The sequence below is a fragment of the Streptomyces roseochromogenus subsp. oscitans DS 12.976 genome, assembly GCF_000497445.1.
Lineage (GTDB): Bacteria > Actinomycetota > Actinomycetes > Streptomycetales > Streptomycetaceae > Streptomyces > Streptomyces oscitans.
In genome coordinates, this window is sequence record NZ_CM002285.1 from 2,815,507 (window position 1) to 2,838,288 (window position 22,782).

18 protein-coding genes, 2 pseudogenes and 2 riboswitches are annotated in these 22,782 nt (G+C 71.8%); of the genes and pseudogenes, 18 read left to right on the plus strand and 2 right to left on the minus strand.

Annotated features, from left to right (window positions below):
• Window positions 1–290 precede the first annotated feature (290 nt).
• A riboswitch (glycine riboswitch) is annotated at window positions 291–388 on the plus strand.
• Window positions 389–501, plus strand: a riboswitch (glycine riboswitch). It abuts the riboswitch before it with no gap.
• A 44-nt stretch (window positions 502–545) separates the two neighbouring features.
• The 4 genes and pseudogenes from gcvT to M878_RS62015 all read left to right on the plus strand — a co-directional run bounded on the left by gcvT (window position 546) and on the right by M878_RS62015 (window position 4,917).
• Window positions 546–1,672, plus strand: a pseudogene (gcvT, locus tag M878_RS62000) (glycine cleavage system aminomethyltransferase GcvT).
• A gap of 121 nt (window positions 1,673–1,793) precedes the next feature.
• Window positions 1,794–2,171: a glycine cleavage system protein GcvH gene (gene gcvH, locus M878_RS62005; RefSeq protein ID WP_023546604.1), complete on the plus strand. Its 378-nt coding sequence runs from the start codon at window positions 1,794–1,796 to the stop codon at window positions 2,169–2,171.
• A gap of 14 nt (window positions 2,172–2,185) precedes the next feature.
• Window positions 2,186–3,454: a serine hydroxymethyltransferase gene (glyA, locus tag M878_RS62010; protein ID WP_023546605.1), complete on the plus strand. Its 1,269-nt coding sequence runs from the start codon at window positions 2,186–2,188 to the stop codon at window positions 3,452–3,454.
• Between the two features lie 95 nt (window positions 3,455–3,549).
• Window positions 3,550–4,917, plus strand: a complete 1,368-nt coding sequence (locus M878_RS62015; protein ID WP_031224781.1) for an L-serine ammonia-lyase — start codon at window positions 3,550–3,552, stop codon at window positions 4,915–4,917.
• A gap of 227 nt (window positions 4,918–5,144) precedes the next feature.
• Here M878_RS62015 and M878_RS62020 read toward each other — a convergent pair whose 3' ends face one another.
• The gene (locus M878_RS62020; protein ID WP_031224782.1) at window positions 5,145–8,459 is read right to left on the minus strand and encodes an AfsR/SARP family transcriptional regulator; all 3,315 of its coding nucleotides are present in this window, start codon (window positions 8,457–8,459) and stop codon (window positions 5,145–5,147) included.
• 196 nt (window positions 8,460–8,655) lie between these two features.
• Here M878_RS62020 and M878_RS62025 point away from each other — a divergent pair, with 196 nt between their 5' ends.
• The 5 genes from M878_RS62025 to M878_RS62045 all read left to right on the plus strand — a co-directional run bounded on the left by M878_RS62025 (window position 8,656) and on the right by M878_RS62045 (window position 13,904).
• Entirely contained in the window at window positions 8,656–9,198 is a 543-nt protein-coding gene (locus M878_RS62025) for an SDR family NAD(P)-dependent oxidoreductase (protein ID WP_023546608.1), read from the plus strand.
• Window positions 9,199–9,292: 94 nt separating this feature from the next.
• The gene (locus tag M878_RS62030; protein WP_023546609.1) at window positions 9,293–10,540 is read left to right on the plus strand and encodes an MFS transporter; all 1,248 of its coding nucleotides are present in this window, start codon (window positions 9,293–9,295) and stop codon (window positions 10,538–10,540) included.
• 200 nt (window positions 10,541–10,740) lie between these two features.
• Window positions 10,741–11,589 (plus strand): alpha/beta fold hydrolase, encoded by an 849-nt coding sequence (locus M878_RS62035; RefSeq protein WP_023546610.1) that lies wholly within the window; start codon window positions 10,741–10,743, stop codon window positions 11,587–11,589.
• A 346-nt stretch (window positions 11,590–11,935) separates the two neighbouring features.
• Window positions 11,936–13,141: an IS701 family transposase gene (locus tag M878_RS62040; protein WP_037730109.1), complete on the plus strand. Its 1,206-nt coding sequence runs from the start codon at window positions 11,936–11,938 to the stop codon at window positions 13,139–13,141.
• A 46-nt stretch (window positions 13,142–13,187) separates the two neighbouring features.
• Window positions 13,188–13,904, plus strand: a complete 717-nt coding sequence (locus tag M878_RS62045; protein ID WP_023546612.1) for a response regulator transcription factor — start codon at window positions 13,188–13,190, stop codon at window positions 13,902–13,904.
• Window positions 13,905–13,975: 71 nt separating this feature from the next.
• Here M878_RS62045 and M878_RS62050 read toward each other — a convergent pair whose 3' ends face one another.
• Window positions 13,976–14,731 carry a maleate cis-trans isomerase family protein gene (locus M878_RS62050; protein WP_031224788.1) on the minus strand — a complete coding sequence of 252 codons (756 nt, stop codon included), beginning with the start codon at window positions 14,729–14,731 and terminating at the stop codon, window positions 13,976–13,978.
• A gap of 269 nt (window positions 14,732–15,000) precedes the next feature.
• On the opposite strand from M878_RS62050, the gene M878_RS62055 reads away from it, so the two are divergent.
• The 9 genes and pseudogenes from M878_RS62055 to M878_RS47700 all read left to right on the plus strand — a co-directional run.
• A complete protein-coding gene (locus M878_RS62055) occupies window positions 15,001–16,152 on the plus strand; it encodes an isopropylmalate synthase (protein WP_078630264.1) in 1,152 nt (383 codons plus the stop codon).
• Window positions 16,153–16,198: 46 nt separating this feature from the next.
• Window positions 16,199–16,384 (plus strand): hypothetical protein, encoded by a 186-nt coding sequence (locus M878_RS62060; protein ID WP_023546615.1) that lies wholly within the window; start codon window positions 16,199–16,201, stop codon window positions 16,382–16,384.
• 1 nt (window position 16,385) lies between these two features.
• Complete coding sequence (locus tag M878_RS62065) at window positions 16,386–17,234, plus strand: ATP-grasp domain-containing protein (protein ID WP_023546616.1); 849 nt, start codon at window positions 16,386–16,388, stop codon at window positions 17,232–17,234.
• Entirely contained in the window at window positions 17,231–18,286 is a 1,056-nt protein-coding gene (gene argC, locus M878_RS62070; protein ID WP_023546617.1) for an N-acetyl-gamma-glutamyl-phosphate reductase, read from the plus strand. The genes M878_RS62065 and argC overlap by 4 nt, the downstream gene beginning before the upstream one ends.
• Window positions 18,283–19,089, plus strand: a complete 807-nt coding sequence (locus tag M878_RS62075; RefSeq protein ID WP_023546618.1) for an amino acid kinase family protein — start codon at window positions 18,283–18,285, stop codon at window positions 19,087–19,089. Before argC ends, M878_RS62075 begins: the two co-directional genes overlap by 4 nt.
• Before the next feature lie 11 nt (window positions 19,090–19,100).
• Window positions 19,101–19,664 carry a type 1 glutamine amidotransferase gene (locus tag M878_RS62080; protein WP_023546619.1) on the plus strand — a complete coding sequence of 188 codons (564 nt, stop codon included), beginning with the start codon at window positions 19,101–19,103 and terminating at the stop codon, window positions 19,662–19,664.
• Between the two features lie 43 nt (window positions 19,665–19,707).
• Entirely contained in the window at window positions 19,708–20,826 is a 1,119-nt protein-coding gene (locus M878_RS62085; RefSeq protein WP_037730110.1) for a Glu/Leu/Phe/Val dehydrogenase dimerization domain-containing protein, read from the plus strand.
• Window positions 20,823–22,490: an AMP-binding protein gene (locus M878_RS62090; RefSeq protein ID WP_023546621.1), complete on the plus strand. Its 1,668-nt coding sequence runs from the start codon at window positions 20,823–20,825 to the stop codon at window positions 22,488–22,490. Before M878_RS62085 ends, M878_RS62090 begins: the two co-directional genes overlap by 4 nt.
• 5 nt (window positions 22,491–22,495) lie before the next feature.
• A pseudogene (locus tag M878_RS47700) lies at window positions 22,496–22,782 on the plus strand (pyridoxal phosphate-dependent aminotransferase); the annotation flags it as partial.

Consider the following 22,782-nt stretch of genomic DNA (forward strand, 5'->3'; position numbering starts at 1 on the left):
TCGCGGACGACCGGGGCCGGGCGCTCGGCGCAGCGCTCGCGCNCCGGGGCGCGGGCTGCTTGGGCACCGCGATGCCGGTGGTGGCGGTGGCGTACGCCGGGGTGCTGTTCACCGTGATCGTCCTCCCCTGTCGGCTTGGCAATCCCCATGCCCGATTAATGTAAAAGGAAGGTAATGGACGGTCGTCGGCGGTTCGGTGCGCGTACTGCCACAGGTCGGTTACAGATGGGGCCCTGACGGGCGGGGGTGCGGCGTGCAATGATGTGCCCGCCAACTGCATACCGGCCGCTTGAATCCGCGCGGGAGAGTCCCCAGCAGCCTTCGCTGGGGCGCCGAAGGAGCAAGTCCCTCCCTTGAATCTCTCAGGCCCCGTTACCGCGCGGGCGAGGCACATCTGAAAAGCGGGCCGCTGTGTCAGTGGCTCCACCCAAGGTGCAAGCCGTGATCGTCCCTGTGGCGGTCCCGGCGAACCTCTCAGGTTCCGATGACAGATGGGGAGGAACGTTCCTCGCCCGTCCCGTCCTTCCCTGGGAGACGACCGACCGATGAGCAGTACCGAACCCACTGAGCTGCGCCACACCGCGCTCGATGCCGTGCATCGCTCGCTCGGTGCGACGATGACCGACTTCGCCGGCTGGGACATGCCCCTGCGCTACGGCTCCGAGCGCGACGAGCATGTCGCGGTGCGGACGAAGGCGGGTCTGTTCGACCTCTCCCACATGGGCGAGATCACGGTGACCGGCGCCGAGGCGGCCGCCTTCCTGAACTTCGCCCTGGTCGGCAACATCGCCTCCGTCGGTGTCGGGCGTGCCCGCTACACCATGATCTGCCGGGCCGACGGCGGCATCCTGGACGACCTGATCGTCTACCGGCTGGCCGAGACCGAATACATGGTCGTGGCCAACGCCTCCAACGCCCAGGTCGTGCTGGACGCGCTCACCGAGCGTTCCGCCGGTTTCGACGCCGCGGTGCGCGACGACCGGGACGCGTACGCGCTGATCGCCGTCCAGGGCCCGGAGTCCCCCGGCATCCTGAAGTCCCTCACCGACGCCGACCTCGACGGCCTGAAGTACTACGCCGGTCTGCCCGGCACGGTCGCCGGCGTCCCGGCCCTGATCGCCCGCACCGGGTACACCGGCGAGGACGGCTTCGAGTTGTTCGTGGAGCCCGAGCACGCCGTGGAGCTGTGGCAGGCGCTGACCAAGGCAGGCGAGGGCGTCGGCCTGGTCCCGTGCGGCCTGTCGTGCCGGGACACGCTGCGCCTGGAGGCGGGCATGCCGCTGTACGGGCACGAGCTGACCACCTCGCTCACCCCCTTCGACGCCGGGCTCGGCCGGGTGGTGAAGTTCGAGAAGGAGGGTGACTTCGTCGGGCGCGAGGCGCTGTCCGCGGCCGCTTCCCGCGCTCAGGAGAACCCGCCGCGGGTGCTCGTCGGGCTGATCGCCGAGGGCCGCCGGGTCCCGCGCGCCGGGTACGCCGTCGTCGCGGGCGGCGAGGTGGTCGGCGAGGTCACCTCCGGCGCCCCCTCCCCACCCTGGGCAAGCCGATCGCCATGGCCTATGTCGACGCGGCGCACGCGGCGCCGGGCACGGCGGGAGTCGGCGTGGACATCCGGGGCAGCCACGAGCCGTACGAGGTCGTGGCGCTGCCGTTCTACAAGCGCCAGAAGTGACAGCGTCGTAGCCCCGAGTCGTAGCCCCAGGACGTGACGTCGGGCACATCACCGCTGCTCGCGTGCGTTTCCAGCAGTCCCCCTTCATCAGCACTCACGCGCGTACAGGAGAATTCAGGCCATGAGCAACCCCCAGCAGCTGCGCTACAGCAAGGAGCACGAGTGGCTGTCGGCCGCCGCGGACGGCGTGTCGACGGTCGGCATCACGGAGCACGCGGCCAACGCGCTCGGCGATGTGGTCTTCGTCCAGCTCCCCGAGGTCGGCGACACCGTGACCGCGGGCGAGTCCTGCGGCGAGCTGGAATCGACCAAGTCGGTCTCCGACCTGTACTCGCCGGTCACCGGTGAGGTCGTCGCGACCAACCAGGACGTCGTCGACGACCCGTCGCTGGTGAACTCCGCCCCCTTCGAGGGCGGCTGGCTGTTCAAGGTACGCGTCGCGGAGGAGCCGGGCGACCTGCTCTCCGCCGACGAGTACACCGAGTTTTCCGGCAGCTGAGGAGTCGTAGCCGTATGACTGTCCTGAACACGTCCCTGCACGAGCTGGACCCGGAGATCGCCGCCGCGGTCGACGCGGAGCTGAACCGCCAGCAGTCCACGCTGGAGATGATCGCCTCCGAGAACTTCGCGCCGCTCGCGGTGATGGAGGCGCAGGGCTCGGTCCTCACCAACAAGTACGCCGAGGGCTACCCGGGCCGCCGCTACTACGGCGGCTGCGAGCACGTCGACGTCGCCGAGCAGATCGCCATCGACCGGGTCAAGGAGCTGTTCGGCGCCGAGTACGCCAATGTGCAGCCCCACTCCGGTGCCTCCGCCAACCAGGCGGCCCTGTTCGCGCTGGCCCAGCCCGGGGACACCATCCTCGGCCTGGACCTCGCGCACGGCGGCCACCTGACCCACGGGATGCGGCTGAACTTCTCCGGCAAGCAGTTCGACGTGGTCGCCTACCACGTGGACGCCGAGACCGGCCTGGTCGACATGGCCGAGCTGGAGCGGCTCGCCAAGGAGCACCGCCCGAAGGTGATCATCGCGGGCTGGTCGGCGTACCCGCGTGAGCTGGACTTCGCCGAGTTCCGCCGGATCGCCGACGAGGTCGAGGCGTACCTGTGGGTCGACATGGCGCACTTCGCGGGCCTGGTCGCGGCCGGTCTGCACGCCAACCCGGTGCCGTTCGCGGACGTGGTCACCTCCACGACCCACAAGACGCTCGGCGGCCCGCGCGGCGGCATCATCCTCGCGCGCAACAAGGACTTCGCGAAGAAGCTCAACTCGGCGGTCTTCCCCGGCTTCCAGGGCGGCCCGCTGGAGCACGTGATCGCGGCCAAGGCGGTCTCCTTCAAGGTCGCGGCCTCGGAGGACTTCAAGGAGCGCCAGCGTCGTACCGTGGACGGTGCCCGCATCCTCGCCGAGCGGCTGACGGCGGCGGACGCCCGCGAGGCCGGGGTGAACGTGCTGTCCGGCGGCACGGACGTGCACCTGATCCTGGTCGACCTGCGCGAGTCCGAGCTGGACGGCCAGCAGGCCGAGGACCGGCTCCACGAGGTCGGCATCACGGTCAACCGCAACGCGGTCCCGAACGACCCGCGCCCCCCGATGGTCACCTCGGGCCTGCGGATCGGCACGCCCGCCCTCGCGACCCGCGGCTTCACGGCCGAGGACTTCGCCGAGGTCGCGGACGTGATCGCCGAGGCGCTCAAGCCGTCCTACGACGCCGAGGCCCTCAAGGCGCGCGTGAAGGCGCTCGCCGGCAAGCACCCGCTGTACCCGGGCCTGAACAAGTAGTCCCGGCCAAGTAAGTCCCCGGTGGGGCACCCGACGCAGAGCGCCGGAAGGTGCCGGAGGGTGCCCCACCACCCCCTGTTTCCTGAGGAGTGACCGTGGCCATCTCGGTCTTCGACCTGTTCTCGATCGGCATCGGCCCGTCCAGCTCCCACACGGTCGGCCCGATGCGCGCGGCGCGGATGTTCGCCCGTCGGCTGCGCAACGAAGGCCTGCTGGAACAGACCGCCTGCGTCCGCACAGAGCTGTACGGCTCGCTGGGCGCGACCGGGCACGGCCACGGCACGCCGAAGGCCGTCCTGCTGGGCCTGGCCGGCGACTCGCCGCGCACGGTGGACGTGGAGACGGCGGACGCGCGCGTGGAGGCGATCAGGGCCGACGGCCGGATCAGCCTGCTCGGCGAGCACGAGATCGCCTTCGACTTCGACAAGGACCTCGTGCTGCACCGCCGCAAGGCCCTGCCGTACCACGCCAACGGCATGACCCTGTGGGCGTACGACGGTTCCGGCGCGGAGCTGTTGTCGAAGACCTATTACTCGGTCGGCGGCGGCTTCGTGGTGGACGAGGACGCGGTCGGCGCGGACCGGATCAAGCTGGACGACACGGTCCTGAAGTACTCCTTCCGCACCGGCGACGAGCTGCTCCGCCTCACCCGCGAGACCGGCCTGTCGATCTCCTCGCTGATGCTGGAGAACGAGCGGGCCTGGCGCACCGAGGACGAGATCCGCGCGGGCCTGCTGGAGATATGGCGGGTGATGCGCGAGTGCGTGCAGCGCGGCCTGTCCCGCGAGGGCATCCTGCCCGGCGGTCTGAAGGTCCGCCGCCGCGCGGCCGTCTCCGCCCGCCAGCTGCGCGCCGAGGGCGACCCGCTGGCCCACGCGATGGAGTGGATCACGCTCTACGCGATGGCGGTGAACGAGGAGAACGCGGCCGGCGGCCGGGTCGTGACGGCCCCGACGAACGGCGCGGCGGGCATCATCCCGGCGGTCCTGCACTACTACATCAACTTCGTGCCGGGAGCGGATGAGGACGGCGTGGTCCGCTTCCTCCTCGCGGCGGGCGCGATCGGCATGCTCTTCAAGGAGAACGCCTCCATCTCCGGCGCCGAGGTCGGCTGCCAGGGCGAGGTCGGCTCCGCCTGCTCCATGGCCGCGGGCGCGCTGGCCGAGGTGCTCGGCGGCTCCCCCGAGCAGGTCGAGAACGCGGCCGAGATCGGCATGGAGCACAACCTCGGCCTGACCTGCGACCCGGTCGGCGGCCTGGTCCAGATCCCGTGCATCGAGCGCAACGGCATGGCCGCGGTGAAGGCGGTCACCGCCGCCAAGATGGCCATGCGCGGCGACGGCTCCCACAAGGTGTCCCTGGACAAGGTCATCAAGACCATGAAGGACACCGGCGCGGACATGTCCGTGAAGTACAAGGAGACGGCGCGGGGCGGGCTGGCGGTGAATATCATCGAGTGCTGAGGATGTGGGCCCTGACCAGCGCGTTCGCTTCTTTCGGCGCTGTCGGGGCCTCCTACGTCGAAGCCCGCGACCCCAGGACCAGCCAGGCCCGCTTCGATGCGCGGCCTCTCGCGTTACGCCGAGGACACTGCCGCGTCGCATAGGGCGACTCGGCCAGGGCTGGCCGACCGGCAGGGTCTCCATCGCCGTCGGCGCTGAGCGGGTGCCTCGCAGTCGGCTGGGACCTGCTAGCCGCCCTCCCGCGTGAGTCGCCCCAGGACCGGTGCGGCCTGGCGCAGCGCTTCCTCGGGGGCCAGGCGAGTGCCGTGGTCGAAGGCCCGTGTGAAGGCCGCATCACCCAGGGTGGTGCGCGCCGCGTGGGTAATGCGGTCGACGTCGGTGCGTTCGGCCGAGGGCAGGGGTGCACCCACGCTGCGGCGAGCCGCGTCCGCCGCCCCGAGCAGGAGGGCCGCCGAGCTTGCGGTGGGCCCGGTGCCGTGCAGGGCTGCCGCGCCGGCCAGGCCTTCCAGGGACAGCGCGAGCGCGCGCGGCTCGCCGAGTGCGCGGGCCACCTCCAGGCCGCGCAGATGGTGGGCCGCAGCCTGGTCGGCTTCGCCTCGCAGTTCGGCGACGAAGCCCAGCTCGGCCAGCACCAGGTGGTCGCCCGCCGGCGAGGACACGTCCGCGTAGCCGTCGCGCAGGTGCCGCAGGTGCGCCTCGGCGGCGTCGAGATCGCCGGTACGGCGGGCGCCGAGCGCGAGGCCCATCCCGGCGTGGATCTCGCCGTATTTGTAACCCTGTTCGGCGGCACTGCGCCGTGCCTGTTCGTGCAGGTCGCGGGCCCGGTCCCAGTCGCGGGCCAGCAGTGCCAGGCGGCCCAGACCGGACAGCCGGGCCGACACCTCGGCCGCCAGGCCCAGTTCGCGCGCCATCCGCAGCCCTTCCTGCTGGCGGTCCGCGGCCTCTTCGTACTCGCCCTTGATCTCGGCGAGCGCGGCGAGCGGCGACACCGTCTGCAGTTCGCCCCAGCGGTCACCCACCTCGCGGAAGAGCGCGGCGCTGTGCCTCCCGTCGCGGCCCAGCCCGGCGAGATCGCCGCGGATCAGTGCGAGCGTGGCCCGCAGCCCGAGTGCGGCCGCGGTGCCCCACTGGTCGCCTGCTGAGGTGAACAGGGTCAGCGCTCGGTCGTTCAGCTCGCCGCTGTCGGCCGCTGCTCCGGCGCTGAACAGGCCGTACGCACACAGCCACAGCGACCGCGCCCGGCGCACCGGGTCGGGAATGGCGTCACCGTCCGGCATCGCGGTAGCCATGTCGTGATCACCGGTGAGCAGTGCGAACGCGGCGTGCAGCAGAGCCAGTTCGGGCTCGTCGGATTCCGCGTTCGCGGCCGTGGTGACGTCCAGGACCGCGCGCAGGCTCCGGCGGGCCTGGGTGAGGCGGCCGCGCAGCAGCCACCACCAGGCCAGGGAGGTGGACAGGCGTGCCGCCTGGGCCGGGGTCCCGGCGGCAGCCCGGCGCACCGCCTCGTCGAGGGCTGCCCGCAGGTTGCCGGACTCGGCGTCGAGCCGGGCGAGCCAGGAGCGCTGCCCTGCGCCGCGCAGTTCGGGCCCGGCGCGTTCGGCGAGTGCGAGGTAGTGGCGCAGGTGCCGGTCGCGTACGTCGGCGAGGTCCTCCATCTCGTGCAGCCGTTCGGTCGCGTACGCGGCGACGGACTCCAGGAGCCGGTAGCGTGGGCCGGTCGGTCCGGCCACGACGACCACCAGGGACCGGTCGACAAGCCGGGTCACCAGGTCGGGCACCTCGGGACGGGCGACCCCGTCACCCGCGCACACCGCCTCCGCCGCCTGGAGGTCGCAGCCGTCGCTGAACGCGGCCATGCGGCGCAGCACGATGCGCTCGGGGGCGCTGAGCAGTTCCCAGCTCCAGTCGATCATCGCGCGCAGGGTTTGCTGGCGCTCGGGCGCGCCGCGCCGCCCCGAGGTCAGGAGCTGGAACCGGTCGCCGAGCCGGGCCGCCAGCTCGCGTACGCCAAGGGCGCGCACGCGGGTCGCGGCCAGTTCCAGGGCGAGCGGGATGCCGTCCAAGCGGCGGCAGATCTCCGTGACGGCGGTGCGGTCGGAGCCGGCGCCGCCGTCCGAGGCCAGTGAGAAGCCGGGCGCGGCAGCAGCGGCGCGCTCGGTGAACAGCCGTACCGCGTCGGCGGTGGGCAGCGGCTCCACCAGGAACACCTCCTCGCCCGGCAGGCCGAGTGGCTCCTGGCTGGTAGCGAGCACGCGCAGGCCGGGCGCGGTGCGCAGGAGCAGGGCGGCGAGTTCGGCGGCGGCGTCGACGACGTGCTCGCAGTTGTCCAGGACGAGCAGTGTGCGACGGTCGCGCAGCACTGCGGCGAGGTGATGCGCGGGCGACCGGGTGCCGGTGCCGGAGACCGGCAGGGCGGAGGGCGCGTGGTCGCTGATGCCCAGGGCCGCGGTGACGACCTGCGCGAGGTCGGCGGCAGTCCCGTGGCGTATGCCGGAGAACTCCACGAACCAGGTTCCGTCGGGCAGAACCTCGGCGGACCCGCCGCTGTGGACCGCGTCGGCTGCCGCCACGGCCAGTCGGGTCTTGCCCACTCCGCCGGCGCCGGTGAGGGTCACCAGGCGTGTGGCGCGCAGGAGTGCAGCGAGGTGGGCGAGGGCCTTGTCGCGGCCGATGAGGGGGGTCAGGGAGGCGGGCAGGTTGGAGGGCGCGCGTGAGACGTGCGCGTTCGCCTCCGCGGGAGGACGAGGGCTGATGGCGTCCCGCTCCGTACGAGGACGAGGGCGGTCGGTGTTCCATGGCGTCCCCGTCAGCTCCGGGGCCTGGCGGAGCACGGCCTGGTGCAGAGCAGCGAGTTCGGGGCTCGGCTCGACGCCCAGGTCTGCGATGAGACACGCACGCAGATCCTCATACGCCGCGAGCGCCTCGCTCTGCCGCCCCGCCGTGTACAACGCCCGCATCTGCAGCGCGCGCAGCCGTTCCCGGAGGGGATGCCGGGCCACCAGGTCGGCGAGCTCCCCGGCGAGGAGCACCTGGTCGCCGGCCGCCAGGCGGGCCTCGGCCTGTTCTTCCAGTACGGACAGCCGCTGCTCGGTGAGACGCTGCACGGCCCCGCGGACGAACTCCTGGTCGGCGAAGTCGGCGTAGGCGGGCCCGCGCCACAGCTCAAGTGCCTCGGTGAGCAGCGCGGCTCGGGCGCTCGGGGCCGCGACGTCACGCGCCCGGTCCACCAGGCCGCGGAACCGGACGGCGTCCACCTCATCGTGGTCGCTGTCGAGACGCAGCCGATAGCCGGCCGGCTGGTGCACCACGCGGTCCCGGCCCAGGACCCGGCGTAGTTGCGAGACCTTGGCCTGCAGCGCGCCCGCAGGCCGGCCCGGCGGGCTGTCGCCCCACAGGTCGTGGATGAGGCGGTCCGCGGAGACCGGGCCGCCGTCATGCGCGAGCAGGTCGGCGAGCAGCGTCCGGACCTTCGCCTCGGGAACCCTGACGGCCACCCCCTCGTCGTCCCACACCGCCAGTGGGCCGAGCACCCCAAACCGCATGTGCGTCACTGTACGTCACGGAGCCGTTCCGGCGGGGTGGGGACCGAGGCCGTCGGCAGCCCTCGCCGTCCCAGCCGTAAGCCGGCCGTCAGCCGTTCCGAAGGTTTCCCGAAGCGGCCCGGCGCACAGTCGTGTCCGCCGGGCCACTCCACGTGCCCCCGGCACAAGAGGCAGGCGCGGGGGAGGGAGCGGCAGCATGACCAAGTACGCGGGCCGGACGGCCGTTGTCGTCGGAGACGCCACCGGAATCGGGCTGGCCATCGCCAAGCGCCTGGTCGAAGGCGGCGCCCAGGTCGTACTGACCGCCCGCACCGCCGAGGAGCGCCGCCGCTTGTGCGCCGAACTGGGCTCCACCGCCCGGGTCGTTGCACCGTCCGACGTGACGGCCTGCCTCGGTCCCGGCGGCGAGATCGACCTGCTGTTCGCCGAGACAGTGGCCACCGCCCGACGGCTGCTGTCCGGCCTCAGGGACGGCGGGGCGGTCGTGCTCACGGCGCCCGGCCCGCCGTCCGCCGCCGTGCATGCGCTGGCCACCGAGCTCGTCTCCCGCGGTATCCGCGTCAACGCCGTGGCGCCGGGGTGTATCGAGGCTCCGGGCGGCAGCGGTGCGCCTCTGCCACCGCTGGGCCGCCTCGGTGCCGCCGAGGAGGTCGCCCGGGCCGCACTCTTCCTCGCCACAGACGCCACGTTCACCACCGGCGTCCGCCTCCCGGTCGACGGCGGCCTCAGCCGGCCATGACGCCGTACCAGCCGCACACGACTGCCCGCCCCACCCCACCGAGGCGGACCCGGGCGTTCACCCACCCCGTCCCCGACACCCCTGGAGCACACTCATGAGCACCACACCCGACACCGCGGCCGGCTCGGCCGCGCGGACCGGCGCCGCAGCGCGCCGACCGGGCGTCGGCGAGCAGCCGCAGAAACTGCCCATGTTCGCCCTGCTGGCCCTCGCGACCGCCGTCTTCATCACGAGTCTGACCGAGACCCTGCCCGCCGGTCTGCTCCCGGCGATGAGCCGGGATCTGCACGTGAGTGAGTCCGCGACCGGCCAGACGGTCACGATCTACGCGATCGGCACCGCGCTCACCGCGATCCCGCTGACCGCGGTCACCGCCGGCTGGCGCCGCAAGCGGCTCCTGCTGACGGCCATGGCGGGGTTCGCCGTGGCCAATACCGGCACCGCGCTGTCCTCCCTCTACGGGCTGACGATGGCGGCGCGCTGTGTCGCGGGCGTCGCGGCCGGCCTGGCCTGGGCGCTCCTCGCCGGGTACGCCCGCCGACTCGCCCCGGTCCATCTCCAGGGCCGGGCGATCGCCATCGCGATGGCGGGCATTCCGGTCGCGCTCTCGCTCGGCGTGCCCGCCGGCACCTTCCTCGGCAAGGTGACCGACTGGCGCGTGGCCTTCCTCTCGATGACGGCTCTGACCGTGGTGCTGCTGGCGTGGATCGCCACGGCCGTACCGGACTTCCCGGGCCAGGAGCGCGGCGAGCGGCCGAAGATGCTGCATGCTCTGCGCGTCCCGGGCGTGGCGCCGGTGCTGTTCGTCACACTGGTCTTCGTCCTGGCGCACACCATCATCTACGCGTACATCGCCACGTTCCTCGACGACCTCGGCATCGGCGGGAACACCGACCTGGTGCTGCTCGTGTTCGGCGCCGCCTCGCTGGCGAGCATCTGGATCGTCGGGGCGCAGATCCACCACCGGCTGCGGGTGCTGACCGTCGCCAGCTCGCTGCTGGTCGCGGTGGCCGCCGCGGTGCTGGCCGTGCTGGCCGACCACACCGCACTCGTCTACGTCGCCGCCGTGCTGTGGGGCCTGGGCTGGGGCGGCGTGCCCACCCTGCTGCAGACCGCGGCCGGTGACGCGGGCGGCGAGTCGGCGGCCGACGCGGCCCAGGCCATGCTGGTCACGCTCTGGAACGTCGCGATGGCGGGCGGCGGCGTGATCGGTGGCGTGCTGCTCGACCTGAGCGGCAGCGGCTCCCTGCCGTGGAGCGTGCTGCTGCTCATGCTGCCGGTGATCGCCGTGATCGTGCTCGCCCGCAGCCACGGCTTCCCGGCCAAGAGGCCGGCGGCGTAGGCGACATCGGGCGGCGTCGAGAAGGGCGCGAAAGGGCCACGAGGAATTCGTATGCGCATCGGAGAGCTGTCGCGGCGTACCCACACCTCCCGCGGACCACCGGATTCCCTTCCGGTCCGTCCCACGGCGGGGGCTGCCAACCAGCCCTCCTGCCTTGCAATTTGACCATCACATCAGTGTCAGCATCGGACTGTGGAGCCATGACCGAAGAGACTGGATCGAACGAGAAGACCGAGATGCCGCAATCGGTGCAGCCGCTGCTGCACCACGTCGAGTTCGGCTCCGGCACGCCCGTGGTGCTGCTGCACGGCTACACCATCGACCACCGGCTCCTGCTGCCCCTGGAACCCGTGTTCGCCGCGCGTCGCGGCTGGCGGCGGCTCTACGTCGACCTGCCCGGCTCCGGCCGCTCGCCGCGCCTGAGCGGTCCGGTGACGGCCGAGGCCATGGGTGAGGCGGTCCTGCGGTTCGTGGACAAGGCCGTCGGCGACGAGCCGTTCGCGGTCGTGGGCATCTCCTACGGCGGCCAGCTCGCCCGCTACCTGGTAGCCGAGCGCGGCCCGCAGGTCCTGGGCACGGCACTGATCGCGCCGCTGGTCAAGGCGAGCGGTGAGCGCGTGCTGCCCGAGCGGCAGGTGCTCAGCCGGGACGAGGCGCTGCTGGCCTCGCTCGACCCGGCCGACCGCGAAGCGTTCGCCGGCATCGCGCTGTACCAGGACGACGCGGGCTGGAGGTCCTTCAGCGACCACGTGCTGCCCGGCATCCGTGCCCACCACCGAGAGGACGCCGCCGCGCTGCTCAAGGCCTACCTGCTCAAGCAGATCCCGGAGCGCCGCTTCGGGGTCCACGACGGCAGCCATGTCGTGGTGACCGGCCGTCAGGACCACATGGTCGGCTGGCGGGACCAGTTGGAGCTTTTGGAGCACTATCCGCGCGCGACCTACGCGGTCGTCGACGGTGCAGGCCACAACGTCCACCTCGACCAACCGGACGCTGTGCACGGCCTGCTGGGCAACTGGCTCGACACGCTGGCAGCGCAACACCTCTGAACGGGCTGCCCGTCGGCCCATGAACCGACCGCCGAAGGTATCCCCTGGCCTTCGGCGGTCACCGCTGTTCTTTCCGCTTCGCGATTTGTTCATAAAACTTTGACAGGCCGTCGTCTCACTCGGATCGGCGCATCAGTATTGAGCCATGCAGGGATTTCCGGCTCCTGGCCCGCACCCACGACCCAGGCCGTCCCACCACGTTTGCCCAGCTCAGCGCGCGAAGTGGCAAAGTACTCGCAGCTCGGCAGACGTGATTGTCACTCCGGCGGTATTTTGTTGCGTGTGCATATGCACGATGCGCCGACCTCGGTGCAAGCGTTACGAAATACGAGGGGACGTAGCGTTTATGTCGTCGAGTGAGACGCGCGCGGCAACGGCCGACGGCGCGCGAATACAGAGGTTCGTCGAGGACATCTTCCGATCGCTTCACCGAGTGGAACAACGCCGCTGGGCCCGAGCGTATCTATGGGCCTTGATCCACGGATCCGGCAAGAAGACACCGCGGCGCATGGCGCGCATGGGTTCCTTACCCTCATCGGCAGCGCACGGGCTGCACCAGTTCATCAACGCCAGCCCCTGGGAATGGCAGCCGGTGCGCCGCCGGCTCGCCCAGCGGGTCGCCGCGGAATCGGTGCCCTACGCGTGGGCGGTCGCCGAACTCATCATCCCGAAGAGCGGCGGGCACTCAGTGGGCGTGCACCGACGCGTGGACCCCGCGACCGGACAGCCTGTCAATTGCCAGCGCGCAGTCGGACTCTTCCTGGCCGGCGACAGCCATGCCTTCCCGGTCGACTGGAGCCTGGTGCTCAACGGCCCCTGGGACTGGGACCGGCAGCGCAGGCGCCGTACCCGGATACCGGAAGAGGAGAAGGAGCGACCGGTCGGCGCCCGCGTCCTCGACTATGCCGCGGACGCGGTCACCCTGCCGCGCGCGGCCGGGCTGCCCTGGGTCCTCGACCTGACCCGGTGCGACGATGCGGCCGGCGTGCTCGCGGGGCTGGCGCGGGAGCGGCTGGACGTGGTGTGCGAGGTCGACCCCGGACAGGTCGTGCTCGTCGGACAGCACACGCCGACCGTGAGCACGGTGGGCGCGCTGATGGGGATCGGACACGCCCGGCAGCCGCATGTGATGGTGCGGCAGACTCCGGACGGCCGCACCAAGGTGGTTCCGATTCACGCTTATGCCGGCACGGTGCGATTGCCGCAGCTGGCGGCGGGGTCCGACGGCGCCGCTCGCACCTACCGGGTCCTGGAGCGGCCCGCCCCGGACGGACGGCTGCCTGCCCGGTACTGGATCACCAGCCTCACCGAACGGCCGGTGGACGAGGTGCTGTCCCTGGTGCGGGGCCGCACCGCCGCCCTGTCGGCCGTCTCCGGCCTGCAGGATCGCTTCGGCGCCCTGGATTTCGAGGGCCGCTCCTTCCCGGGCTGGCACCACCACATGACGATGGCCTCAGCCGCATACGTCTACCAGTACCTCGACGGCACATCAGGCAGCGCCTCGCTCCCGCCGGCGCCCGCCGCGACCCGACTGACCAGGGCCGCGAGCTGACGGCAGCCGAGGGAGCGGAGAAGCCGATGAAGAGAGGACGGCAGGGGTGACGAACGTACTCGTGGTGGAGCGGAACACCTCCGCGGCCGAGGCCATGGAACGCGATCTGCGCAGACAGGGCTACACCACGCGGAGCGTGCACACCGGGGCGCGGGCGCTGCGCGCATACCGCGACGCGGACCTGGTGCTGCTCTCGCTGGAGCTCGCGGACATCGACGGCCTGGAGGTGTGCCGGTCGGTGCGCAGTGGTGCGGACACCCCGCTGATCGCCGTGACCGACCACGACGACGAATTGGAACGGGTCCTCGCGCTGCGCGCCGGGGCGGACGACTGTGTGGTGAAGACCTGGGGTTTCCGGGAGATCGGTGCGCGGATAGAGGCCGTGCTTCGCCGTTACCGCCGCAGGACGGCGGCCACGGCGAAGCCCATATCCCTGCGCCCGCTGCACATAGATCCACGCAGGCGGGAAGTACGGCTGCACGACCTGCTGATTCCCGTCACGTCGAAGGAATTCGAGCTGCTCTACACGCTGGCCGTGAATCCCGAAACGGTCGTGTCGCGAAAGGAGTTGATGGCGAAGGTGTGGGACAGCGACTGGACCAGCGGCAGCCGCACCATCGACACGCATGTGAGCAGCCTGCGGGCGAAACTCGGCTGCAGCCGGTGGATCACCACGGTCCGCGGTGTCGGCTACCGAATGGGATACGGCGGAGGCCGCGACCCTGAGATGCCGGAGACGCCCAAGGTACTCGAGGCCTCATAGGCCGCCGGAAGCCGGGCGAGCGCGAGGGCCCCGGCGTGCGCCGATGCGCGTACACCGGGGCCCTCCGCGCGTCACACCGCCGTCTTCTCCAGTCGCCGCAGCAGCGCGTGCTCGTCGCCCGCGTCGCCGCCGGGCAGCGTGCGCCGGGCCCACCAGACCGACGCCAGGTTGGACGTGAGCAGCGTGCGGCCCGGCTCCTGCCGGGCCAGTTCCTCGAGCGCGGCGAGCGTGCCCATGCCCGTGCCGGTGAACAGCAGGGCGGTGTCGCCGGGGAGTTCGCTCGCCGCGATGTGTCCGAGTATGGCCTCGGTCGTCACCTGGTACGGGTCGTAGTGCCGGTCGCCGCCGGGCGCCGAGCGCGCCGGGACCGGCACCACGCCGTCGACCGTGAGGCCGGCCCGCTCCCAGAAGGCGCGCGAGGTGTCCGTGAGCCACGGCTGGTACGGCGAGACGAGGGTCAGCCGGCGCACGCCCAGGGCCTCGCACGCGGCCAGGGTCGCCCGCGTCGAGGACCACACCGGGAAGCCTGCCCGGTCGGACAGCTCGGCGCAGAAGGAGAGGTCGCCGTCCGGGCCCAGCAGGTAGTGCGAGGCACTGCACGCCACCACGGCCCCGTCCAGCCGCATGCCGCCGAACTGACCGAGCGTGTCGGGCAGAACGCGGTTGTAGAACTCCAGCATGTCCCTGAGGCCGAGTCCCGGTGTCACCGGGAAGCGAGTCGTGTACACGTTCACGTGGTGCCCGAACAGGGTGGTGAACTCCGGTTCGGCGGTGGGGTTCTCCGGTGGTACGACGAGCCCGAGCCGAGGCAGTGGGAAAAGGTCCATGAACGGCACGGTAGGCGCAGTACGACTGCCCGGCCGCCGCATTCCGTCCACTTTTTCGTACGGCCGACACCGTTCTCGCACTGCCTGTCGTTCCTGACATTCCCTGACACTTTTCCACCGTCTTCTGACGCGGAAGTCATTGCTTGGAATCGCTCGCAGCACGGAGGCTGTTGGTCGACGCCAGCCGCATCCGTTCCCGGATTGCGGTTCACCGAACTCGTCCGGAAGCAGGAACCGCATTTCCGTTCCGGAACAAGGAGTGAACTGAAATGGCACCAGTGGAGAACCACGAGAAACTCCCGGTCCCCCCGCGAATATCCGACGCGACCCTGCGCGACTCCGCGCACATGGCGGGCGTCGAGTTCGGCCCGAAGGACGCGGCGGCCATCGCCGGTCTGCTGGTGCGAACCGGCGTCGAACTGGTCGAGGTGGGCATGGTCTCCGGCCCGGACTCCAAGGACACCCCCCTGGTCGAGGCCGTGCACGAGACCGTCGGCCCCGAGCGCAGCATGACGCTCCTCGTGGTACGTGACCGGCAGCAGGTGGCCCGGGCCCTGGACGAGGCAGAGCGCCTGGGTGTGCGCCACATCATGTACTCCATCCCCACCTCGGAGCAGCACGCGAAGCTGAAGCTGGGTTCGCCAAGCGCCAAGTTCCTGCATGCGCTGGCCCGTTCGGCGATCGGACAGGCCAAGGAACGCGGCTTCCACGTCACCTTCAGCGGCGAGGACGGGGCCCGCACCCCCAGGGAGCGGCTCGTCCCGTATGTCACCGCCGGCTTCGAGGCGGGGGCCGACCGGTTCCGGCTCGCCGAGACCGTCGCCTACCTCTCGCCCTGGCAGATGGAGACGGTGATCGCCGACCTCACCGCGATCGACGACTCCGAGGTCGAGATCCACTCGCACAACATGCTGGGCATGGCCGTCGCCAACTCACTCGCCGCCGTCCGCGCCGGGGCACGCTGGATCTCGGCGACCGTCGACGGCATCGGCGAGCGCGGAGGCAACGCCCCCTTGGCCGAACTGCTGGCCTCGCTGCGGGTCGTGCACGGCGACACCCGCTTCGACCTCACCCACCTCACCGAGCTGTCCCGCATCGCCCTCAAAGGCTCTGGCCTCGGCGAAGCCTTCCAGGCCGGCCCGACCACGCCGCACGCCTTCGCCTATGAGCTGCCCGGCCAGCTCAGCCACCCGGAGGCCTACGAAACGCTGCCCGCCGAACTGGTCGGCAACGCCCGCGAGCTGCGGGTACGCACCCGGCTGGCCCCGGCCCTCGTCACGTGGGCACTGGCCGACTCCGGGATCTTCGTCGACGTCGACGCCTTCACGGCCTGGCTCGCCGACCGCCAGGAGCAGGCCGGCGGCCCGCTCCTGGACCGGGACGCGATCCGCAAGGCCGCGATCGACTTCCAGTCCTCCTGAACGCCCTCCACAGCCCACCCATTCCAGTACAAGGACGGAGCTCCCCATGTCCACCGCCACCCTCACCGGCGCCTGCCCGGAATGCGAGACCGACCTGACCGTGCCGCCGGTCGTCCAGGGCGAGACGCTCTCCTGCCCAGAGTGCATGCTCACACTGCGTGTCGAGGACATCACGGACGGGCGGCTGACCCTGCACATGGTCGAGGTTCAGCTGCGCGACTGGGGCCAGTGAGATGGGCCGCAAAGTCGCCGTCGTAGCCGACCGGATCGGCTGGGAGGAGCGTCAGCTGATCCAGCGGGCCGATGAGCTCGGGCTCGCCATCGAGTGGGTCAACGACGAGTCCCTGTGCCTCGGCCACCTCGACGCCCCGTCCGTCCGGAACTACGACGCCCTGCTGGTGCGCAGCCGCAGCTACACCCGTGGTGGCCTGGTCGCGAGCCTCGCCGAGGCCTCAGGAGCCCGCACCGTCAACACCGCCCGGGCGATACACGCCTGCGAGAACAAGGCCGCGCTGCGCACCGTGCTGCGCACCGCCGGCGTCCCGGTGCCGGACTTCCGGCTCGTGCTGTCCCGCAGGGACTTCGAGCAGGCGCTCGCCGAACTGGAACTGCCGGTGGTCCTCAAGCCGGTCTTCGGCGGCATGGGCAAGCGGGTCACGCTGATCCGGCACGCCGACACCGCCCAGTCCGTGTACGACTACGTCGAGGACCTCGGTCACGCCTTCGAGCAGGCTTGCCTGGTCGAGCCGTACCTGGGCGGAACCTCGGTGCGCTGCCTGGTCGTCGGCCACGAACTGGTCGGCGCCGCGGAGTTCGCCAGCGGTGGCACGGACTGGCGCAACAACGCCGCACTCGGCAACGACAGCCGCGCAGTCGCCCACGACCCCGACGTCGTGAAGATCGTCGACGCCGTGACGGCGGAACTGGGCCCCGGCATCTACGGAGTAGATCTGTTCCGCACCGCCGACGGCTACGTCGTCAACGAGGTCAACCACGCCCCCGGCTTCCGGGCCGTGGCCTCGGCCACCGGCGCGGACGTCGCCTCTGCCATCGGCCGCTACCTGCAGGAGCTGCTCGCATGATCCGTGCAGGAGTCATCGGCGCCTCCGGGCTGGCCGGCGGCGAACTCATCAGGCTGATCACCCAGCATCCCGACCTGGAGCTGACCTTCCTCGGGGGCTCCTCGAACATCGGCAGGCGCCCGGCCCAACTGCACCCGGGCCTGCGCATCGACACCGGCCTGACCGTACAGCCGGTCACCGAGGACGTCGCCGACCACGTCGACGTCATCCTGCTGGCCACCCCCGCGCCGGTCTCCGCCGAGCTGGCCGCGCTGCTCGCGGACCGCGTCCCGGCCGTCGTCGACCTGAGCGGCGCCTTCCGCATCCGCACCCCGGAGCGGCACAGGCGCTGGTACCCGAAGGTCGAGCGGCGCGCCGACCTGGCCGACCGGTTCGTCTACGGCGTTCCGGAGCTGGTGGGTGACCAGCTGGCCGACGCGGCGCTCATCTCGCTGCCCGGCTGCTACGCCACCGCGATCACGCTCGGCCTCGCCCCGCTCACTCTCGGCCTCGGCCTGGATCTGAAGACCGTAGTGGTGGACGGCAAGAGCGGCTCCAGCGGCGGCGGCCTGCAACTGCGCACCGCCGACCTGCATCCCTTCCGCAACGGCGCCATCGCACCGTACGCGCCCACCGGTCACCGGCATGCGGCGGAGGTCAGCGACTTCCTGGAGCGCAGCAAGCCGGGCACGCTCGGCTCGCTGAGCATGTCGGCGTACGGCGTCTCGCACGTGCGCGGGCTGCTCACCAGTGCTTACGTGTTCACCGACGGCGAGGTCGACCAGCGCACGCTCCAACGGGCGTACCTGCGCTTCTACAAGGGGCACCGGTTCGTGCGGGTGCGGCGGCACACCGAGACGCTGATCCCGGTGCCGGACCCGCAGGCGGTGCTCGGCTCCAACTACTGCGATGTGACGGCGATGTACGACGAGGAGGCCGGCCGGATCGTCGTCCTCGCCGCCCTCGACAACCTGGTCAAGGGCGCGGCCGGCCAGGCCGTACAGGCGGTGAACCTCCGGTTCGGGCTGCCCGAGGAGACGGGCCTGACCATGCACCCGGTGATGCCCGCATGAGCCCGGCGCATCCCCCGCAGGAGGCCCCGGCCGTCGTGAAACTCGGCGGCAGCTGCCTCGACGACCTCGACGGTGCCTGGTGGGACGACCTGGCCCGGCTGGGCCGGCGGCGTCCGCTCGTCCTGGTGCACGGCTGGTCCAAGCCGCTGAAGAAGCTCAGCGCCCGCTCCCGAGAGCCGTCGGCGATCCTGCGCGACCGGTACGGCAACCAGAGCCGCTGGACCACGCCCGAGGTCATCGACGACATCAAGACCGTCAGCGCCCGGCTCGGCAGCGAGGTGCTGCAGCGGCTTCAGCGGCGCGGCTTGAGCGCCGAGCGGCTGCTCGGCAGCGATGGACTGCTCGCCGCGGGCGAGGCGGAGCGCTGGTGGTGGCAGGGCAAGCAGCTGGTCGAGCTGGAGAACCTGGTCGGCCCGGTCACCGGCGCGGACCCGACCCTGCTCAAGGACCTGGAGCCCGGCCAGGCCAGGCTCGTCACCCCGCTGGCCCGCAACGCCTCGGGCCGGGAGGTCAACACCGACGCCGACCGGGCCGCCGCCGCTCTCGCCGGCGCCGTCGGCGCACCCGATCTCGTGCTCGTGACCGATGTCGGTCATCTGCTGATCGACGGCGAGCCGGTGCATGAGATCGGCGCCGAGGCCGCTGCCGTGTTCCGCGACAAGGGCGCCACCGGCGGCATGCGCAAGAAGCTGCGGGCCGCCGGCGAAGCCCTGGAGCGGGGCGTGGACCGGGTCGTCATCGGCAGTGCGCCCGTCACCGAGTTGCTCGCTGCCCGTACCGGCACCGTCATCACGCGAACGTGAGGAGTACGCACGTGGCGCAGCCCCGTGTCCTGGTCGTCAACAACGGAACGCTGTCCCTGCCCCAACTGCGCCGCCGCTTCGAGGAGCTGGGCGCGGCCACCGACGCGGTCGACGCGGTGTCCGTGCCGCCTCGCCTCGACGGCCGCTACCAGGCGATCGTGCTGAGCGGCACCAAGGTGCGGGCCTACGACCGCGACCACTACAAGCCGCTCGTCGATCTCGTCATGACCGCCGACGTGCCGGTCTTCGGGATCTGCGGCGGCATGCAGATCCTGGCGGTCTCGGCCGGCGGCCGGCTCGCCGAGGGCCCCCAGCGGGTCGGCGGCTACGAGGTGCAGGTCGACAAGGAAGAGCCCCTGTTCACCTACGTCAAACCGACGGTGACGGTGTTCCACCGGCACACCCTCTATCTCCAGGAGGCCCCGGAGGGCTTCCGCTCCATCGGCCGCTCCGCGCACGCGCCCGTCGAGTTCCTGCGCTCCGACGACGGACGCATCTTCGGTTCCCAGGCGCATCTGGAGTTCCGCAGCGACGGCCTGGAGATCCTGCGGGGCTTCACGCAGCTCTACCGGTGACCACCGCCTGTTCACCTACTCACCCGAGGACTTGAGAATCGCCATGAGCATTTTGGAAGACACGCAAGAGCCTGCGTTCACCGTCCACCTGAACGGCAGCGGCGGCACCATCAAGGGCTGGGTGGTCGTCGACACGCTGGTCGACGGCCTCGCCATGGGCGGGGTACGGATGACGCCGGGGGTCACCGAGGAGGAGGTCCGCGGCCTGGCCCGCGACATGACCGACAAGTTCACCCTCGCGGGGCTGCGCATCGGCGGTGCCAAGGGCGGCATCGTCTCCGACGGCAGCAACCGCGAGGAGACCTTCCACACCTTCGGCCGCACCGTCAAGCCCCTGCTGCACGGCGGCATCCACCTCGGCATCGACATGGGCGTCACCTCCGCCGACCGCGCCGTCTTCTTCACCGAGGCCGGCTACGACCCGCGCTACCGGCTGGGTGCCCCGGACATGCCGATCGACTGGCGCACCTACTACGAGCCCCTGATCGACGTCACCGGACACGGCGTCGGGGTGGCCGCGGTCACCGCCCTGGAGGCGCGCGGGCGTACCGAGTCGGCCCGGGTCGTGGTGCAGGGCTTCGGCACGGTGGGTCGCGCGGTCGCGCGGTTCCTGGAGGACCGCGGGCATGTGATCGTGGGCGTCGCCGACATCGAGGGCACCGTCAGCGCCGACCGGCTGCCGGTGGCCGACCTGATCGCCGTCACCGACGAGTTCGGGCGGATCGACCGCTCCCGCCTGCCGCAGCACGTCGCTCTCTCCGCCGAGCCGGACGCCTGGCTCGACGTCGACGCCGATCTGCTGGTCCTCGCGGCACAGAAGTACGCCCTCACCGCCGAGAACACCCACCGCCTGCGCGCCGGCCTTGTCGTCGAGGGGGCCAACCTCGCCTCCAGCGCCTCGGCCAAGGAGAAGGTGGCCGCTTCGGGTGGCGTCCTGGTGCCGGGCGTGATCGCCAACATCGGCGGGGCCGCGTCCGCCGCCCTGGCCGTCACCCGGGTCGTGCCCTTCGGCCTGGCGGCGGAGGCGCGCAAGGCGTGGGTGTTCGACTGGGTCGGCGACCGAGTGCGGCAGAACACCCGGGACCTGCTGGAGATCGCGGTCGGCCGGGCGGGCGACCCGCTGCCGGAGCTGCTCGCGGCCCGCCGGAAGGCTCGCCGGTGAACGCCCCGGCTAAGGCCGCACGCCCCGGCGCAGCCGCCGCGGTGTCCGGCGCACACGCCGACGAGTTCCGGCGCCGTGGCTGGTGGCGCGACGAGACCTTCCTCGACGACCTGCACCGCCAGGCGCGCGAGCGCCCGCAGCGGCTGGCGATCGCCGGGCGCCGGATCGCCGAGGCGCGCACCGACACGCTGGACTACGCCGAACTGGCCCGGCTCACCGACCGGTTCGCGCTCGCGCTGCTCCGGCTCGGCGTGCGCAGAGGCGACGTCGTCGCCGTACAGCTGCCCAACCGGTGGGAGATGGTGCCGCTGATGTTCGCGTGCATGCGCGTCGGCGCCGTCGTCTGTCCGATCTCGCCGATCTGCCCGAAGGACGAGCTGCGGCATCGCCTCGGACTGACCGAGGCCCGGGTGTGCGTCACGCTCCCCGAGTGGTCGGGCACACCGCTGGCGGAGATCATCACCGGGCTGCGGGCCGAGCTGCCGGCGTTGGGCCACGTCGCGGTGGTGGGCGGCCCGGTGCCGGCCGGCGCGTTCTCCTTCCACGATCACTTCGTGGCCGAGGCTCGCGAAGAGGTTTCCGGCACCGCCGAGTTGGACGGTCTGGCGCTGAGCGCCGACGACCCGTTCGTGGTGCTGTTCACCTCCGGGACCACGGGCGAGTCCAAGGGCGTACTGCACAGCCAGAACACCGTCCACTCCGCCGTGCGCGGCTACGTCGACGCCTTCGGACTCGGCGACGACTGGGTGGCGGCGGTCTCCACGCCGCTCGTGCACTACTCCGGCTTCGCCCAGGGCGTCCTCGCGGGCGTCATGCTCGGCGGCACCGTCGCCTTCCAGGACGTCCGCAGGAACGAGGCGCTGCTGGACCTGGTGGAGCGCTACGGCGCCACACTGCTGTACGGGCCGCCGGCCACGCTCGCCGACGTCGCCGCCTCGCAGCGAGCGGAGAAGCGGGACACGAGCACGCTGCGGCACGTGGTCATCGGCTCGGCGCCGGTCCTCAAGGAGCTCGCCGACGAGGTGCACGCGACGCTCGGCGCGCGGACCTACTCGCTGTGGGGCATGTCGGAGAACGGCCCGGTCACCATGACCCGGCCCACCGACCCCGAGGACTGGGCCGTGCACAGCAACGGCCGGGCCGTCGACGCCATGCGGACCCGCATCGAGGCACCCGGCGCGGACGGCACGGGCCGCCTGAAGGTGCGCGGCGCCTCCCTCGCGCTCGGCTACTACCGGCGCGACGAGGCCTTCGCCGCCGAGTTCGACGCGGACGGCTGGTTCGACACCGGCGACCTGGCCCGGGAGGACGCCCGAGGCGGCATCCGTATCGTCGGCCGGGCCCGCGACGCCATCGTCCGGGACGGGGAGGTCGCGCCCATGACGGAGCTGGAGGCGGTCATCGGCAGCCACCCCAGGGCCGTCGAGGCGGCGCTGGTCGGCCTGCCGCCCGCGACCGACGGCGCCGACACCGTGATCTGCGCGGTCGTGGTGCCGCGCGGCGAGCAGGGCCCGGCCCTCGACGAGGTCCGCGCCCGGGTCCGGGAGTCCGGACACGACGAGCACTTTCTGCCGGACCGCATGGAGCTGGTGCCCGCGCTGCCCAAGACCCTGACCGGCAAGGTCCGCAAGGCCGAACTGCGCCGGCGGTACGGGGCGGGGTGAGCCACGTGCGCACGGCCCCCCGGACGGCCACGCCGCGAGCCGCCGCCGTCCCCATGTCGGCGACGCTCGCCGCTGACGCCGCCCTTGTCGAACGGCGCCGCACGGGACAGCGCGTGCTGCCCATGACCAGCGGCGAGATCGGTCTGCCCGTGCACCCGGCGCTGCGCGAGCGGCTGGCCGCCGCGGCCGGCGAGAACGCCTACGGCCCGGTGGCTGGCGGCCCCGCGCTGCGCGAGGCCGCCGCCGGCTACTGGGGTCGGCGCGGCCTGCCCACCGACCCCGGGCTCGTGGT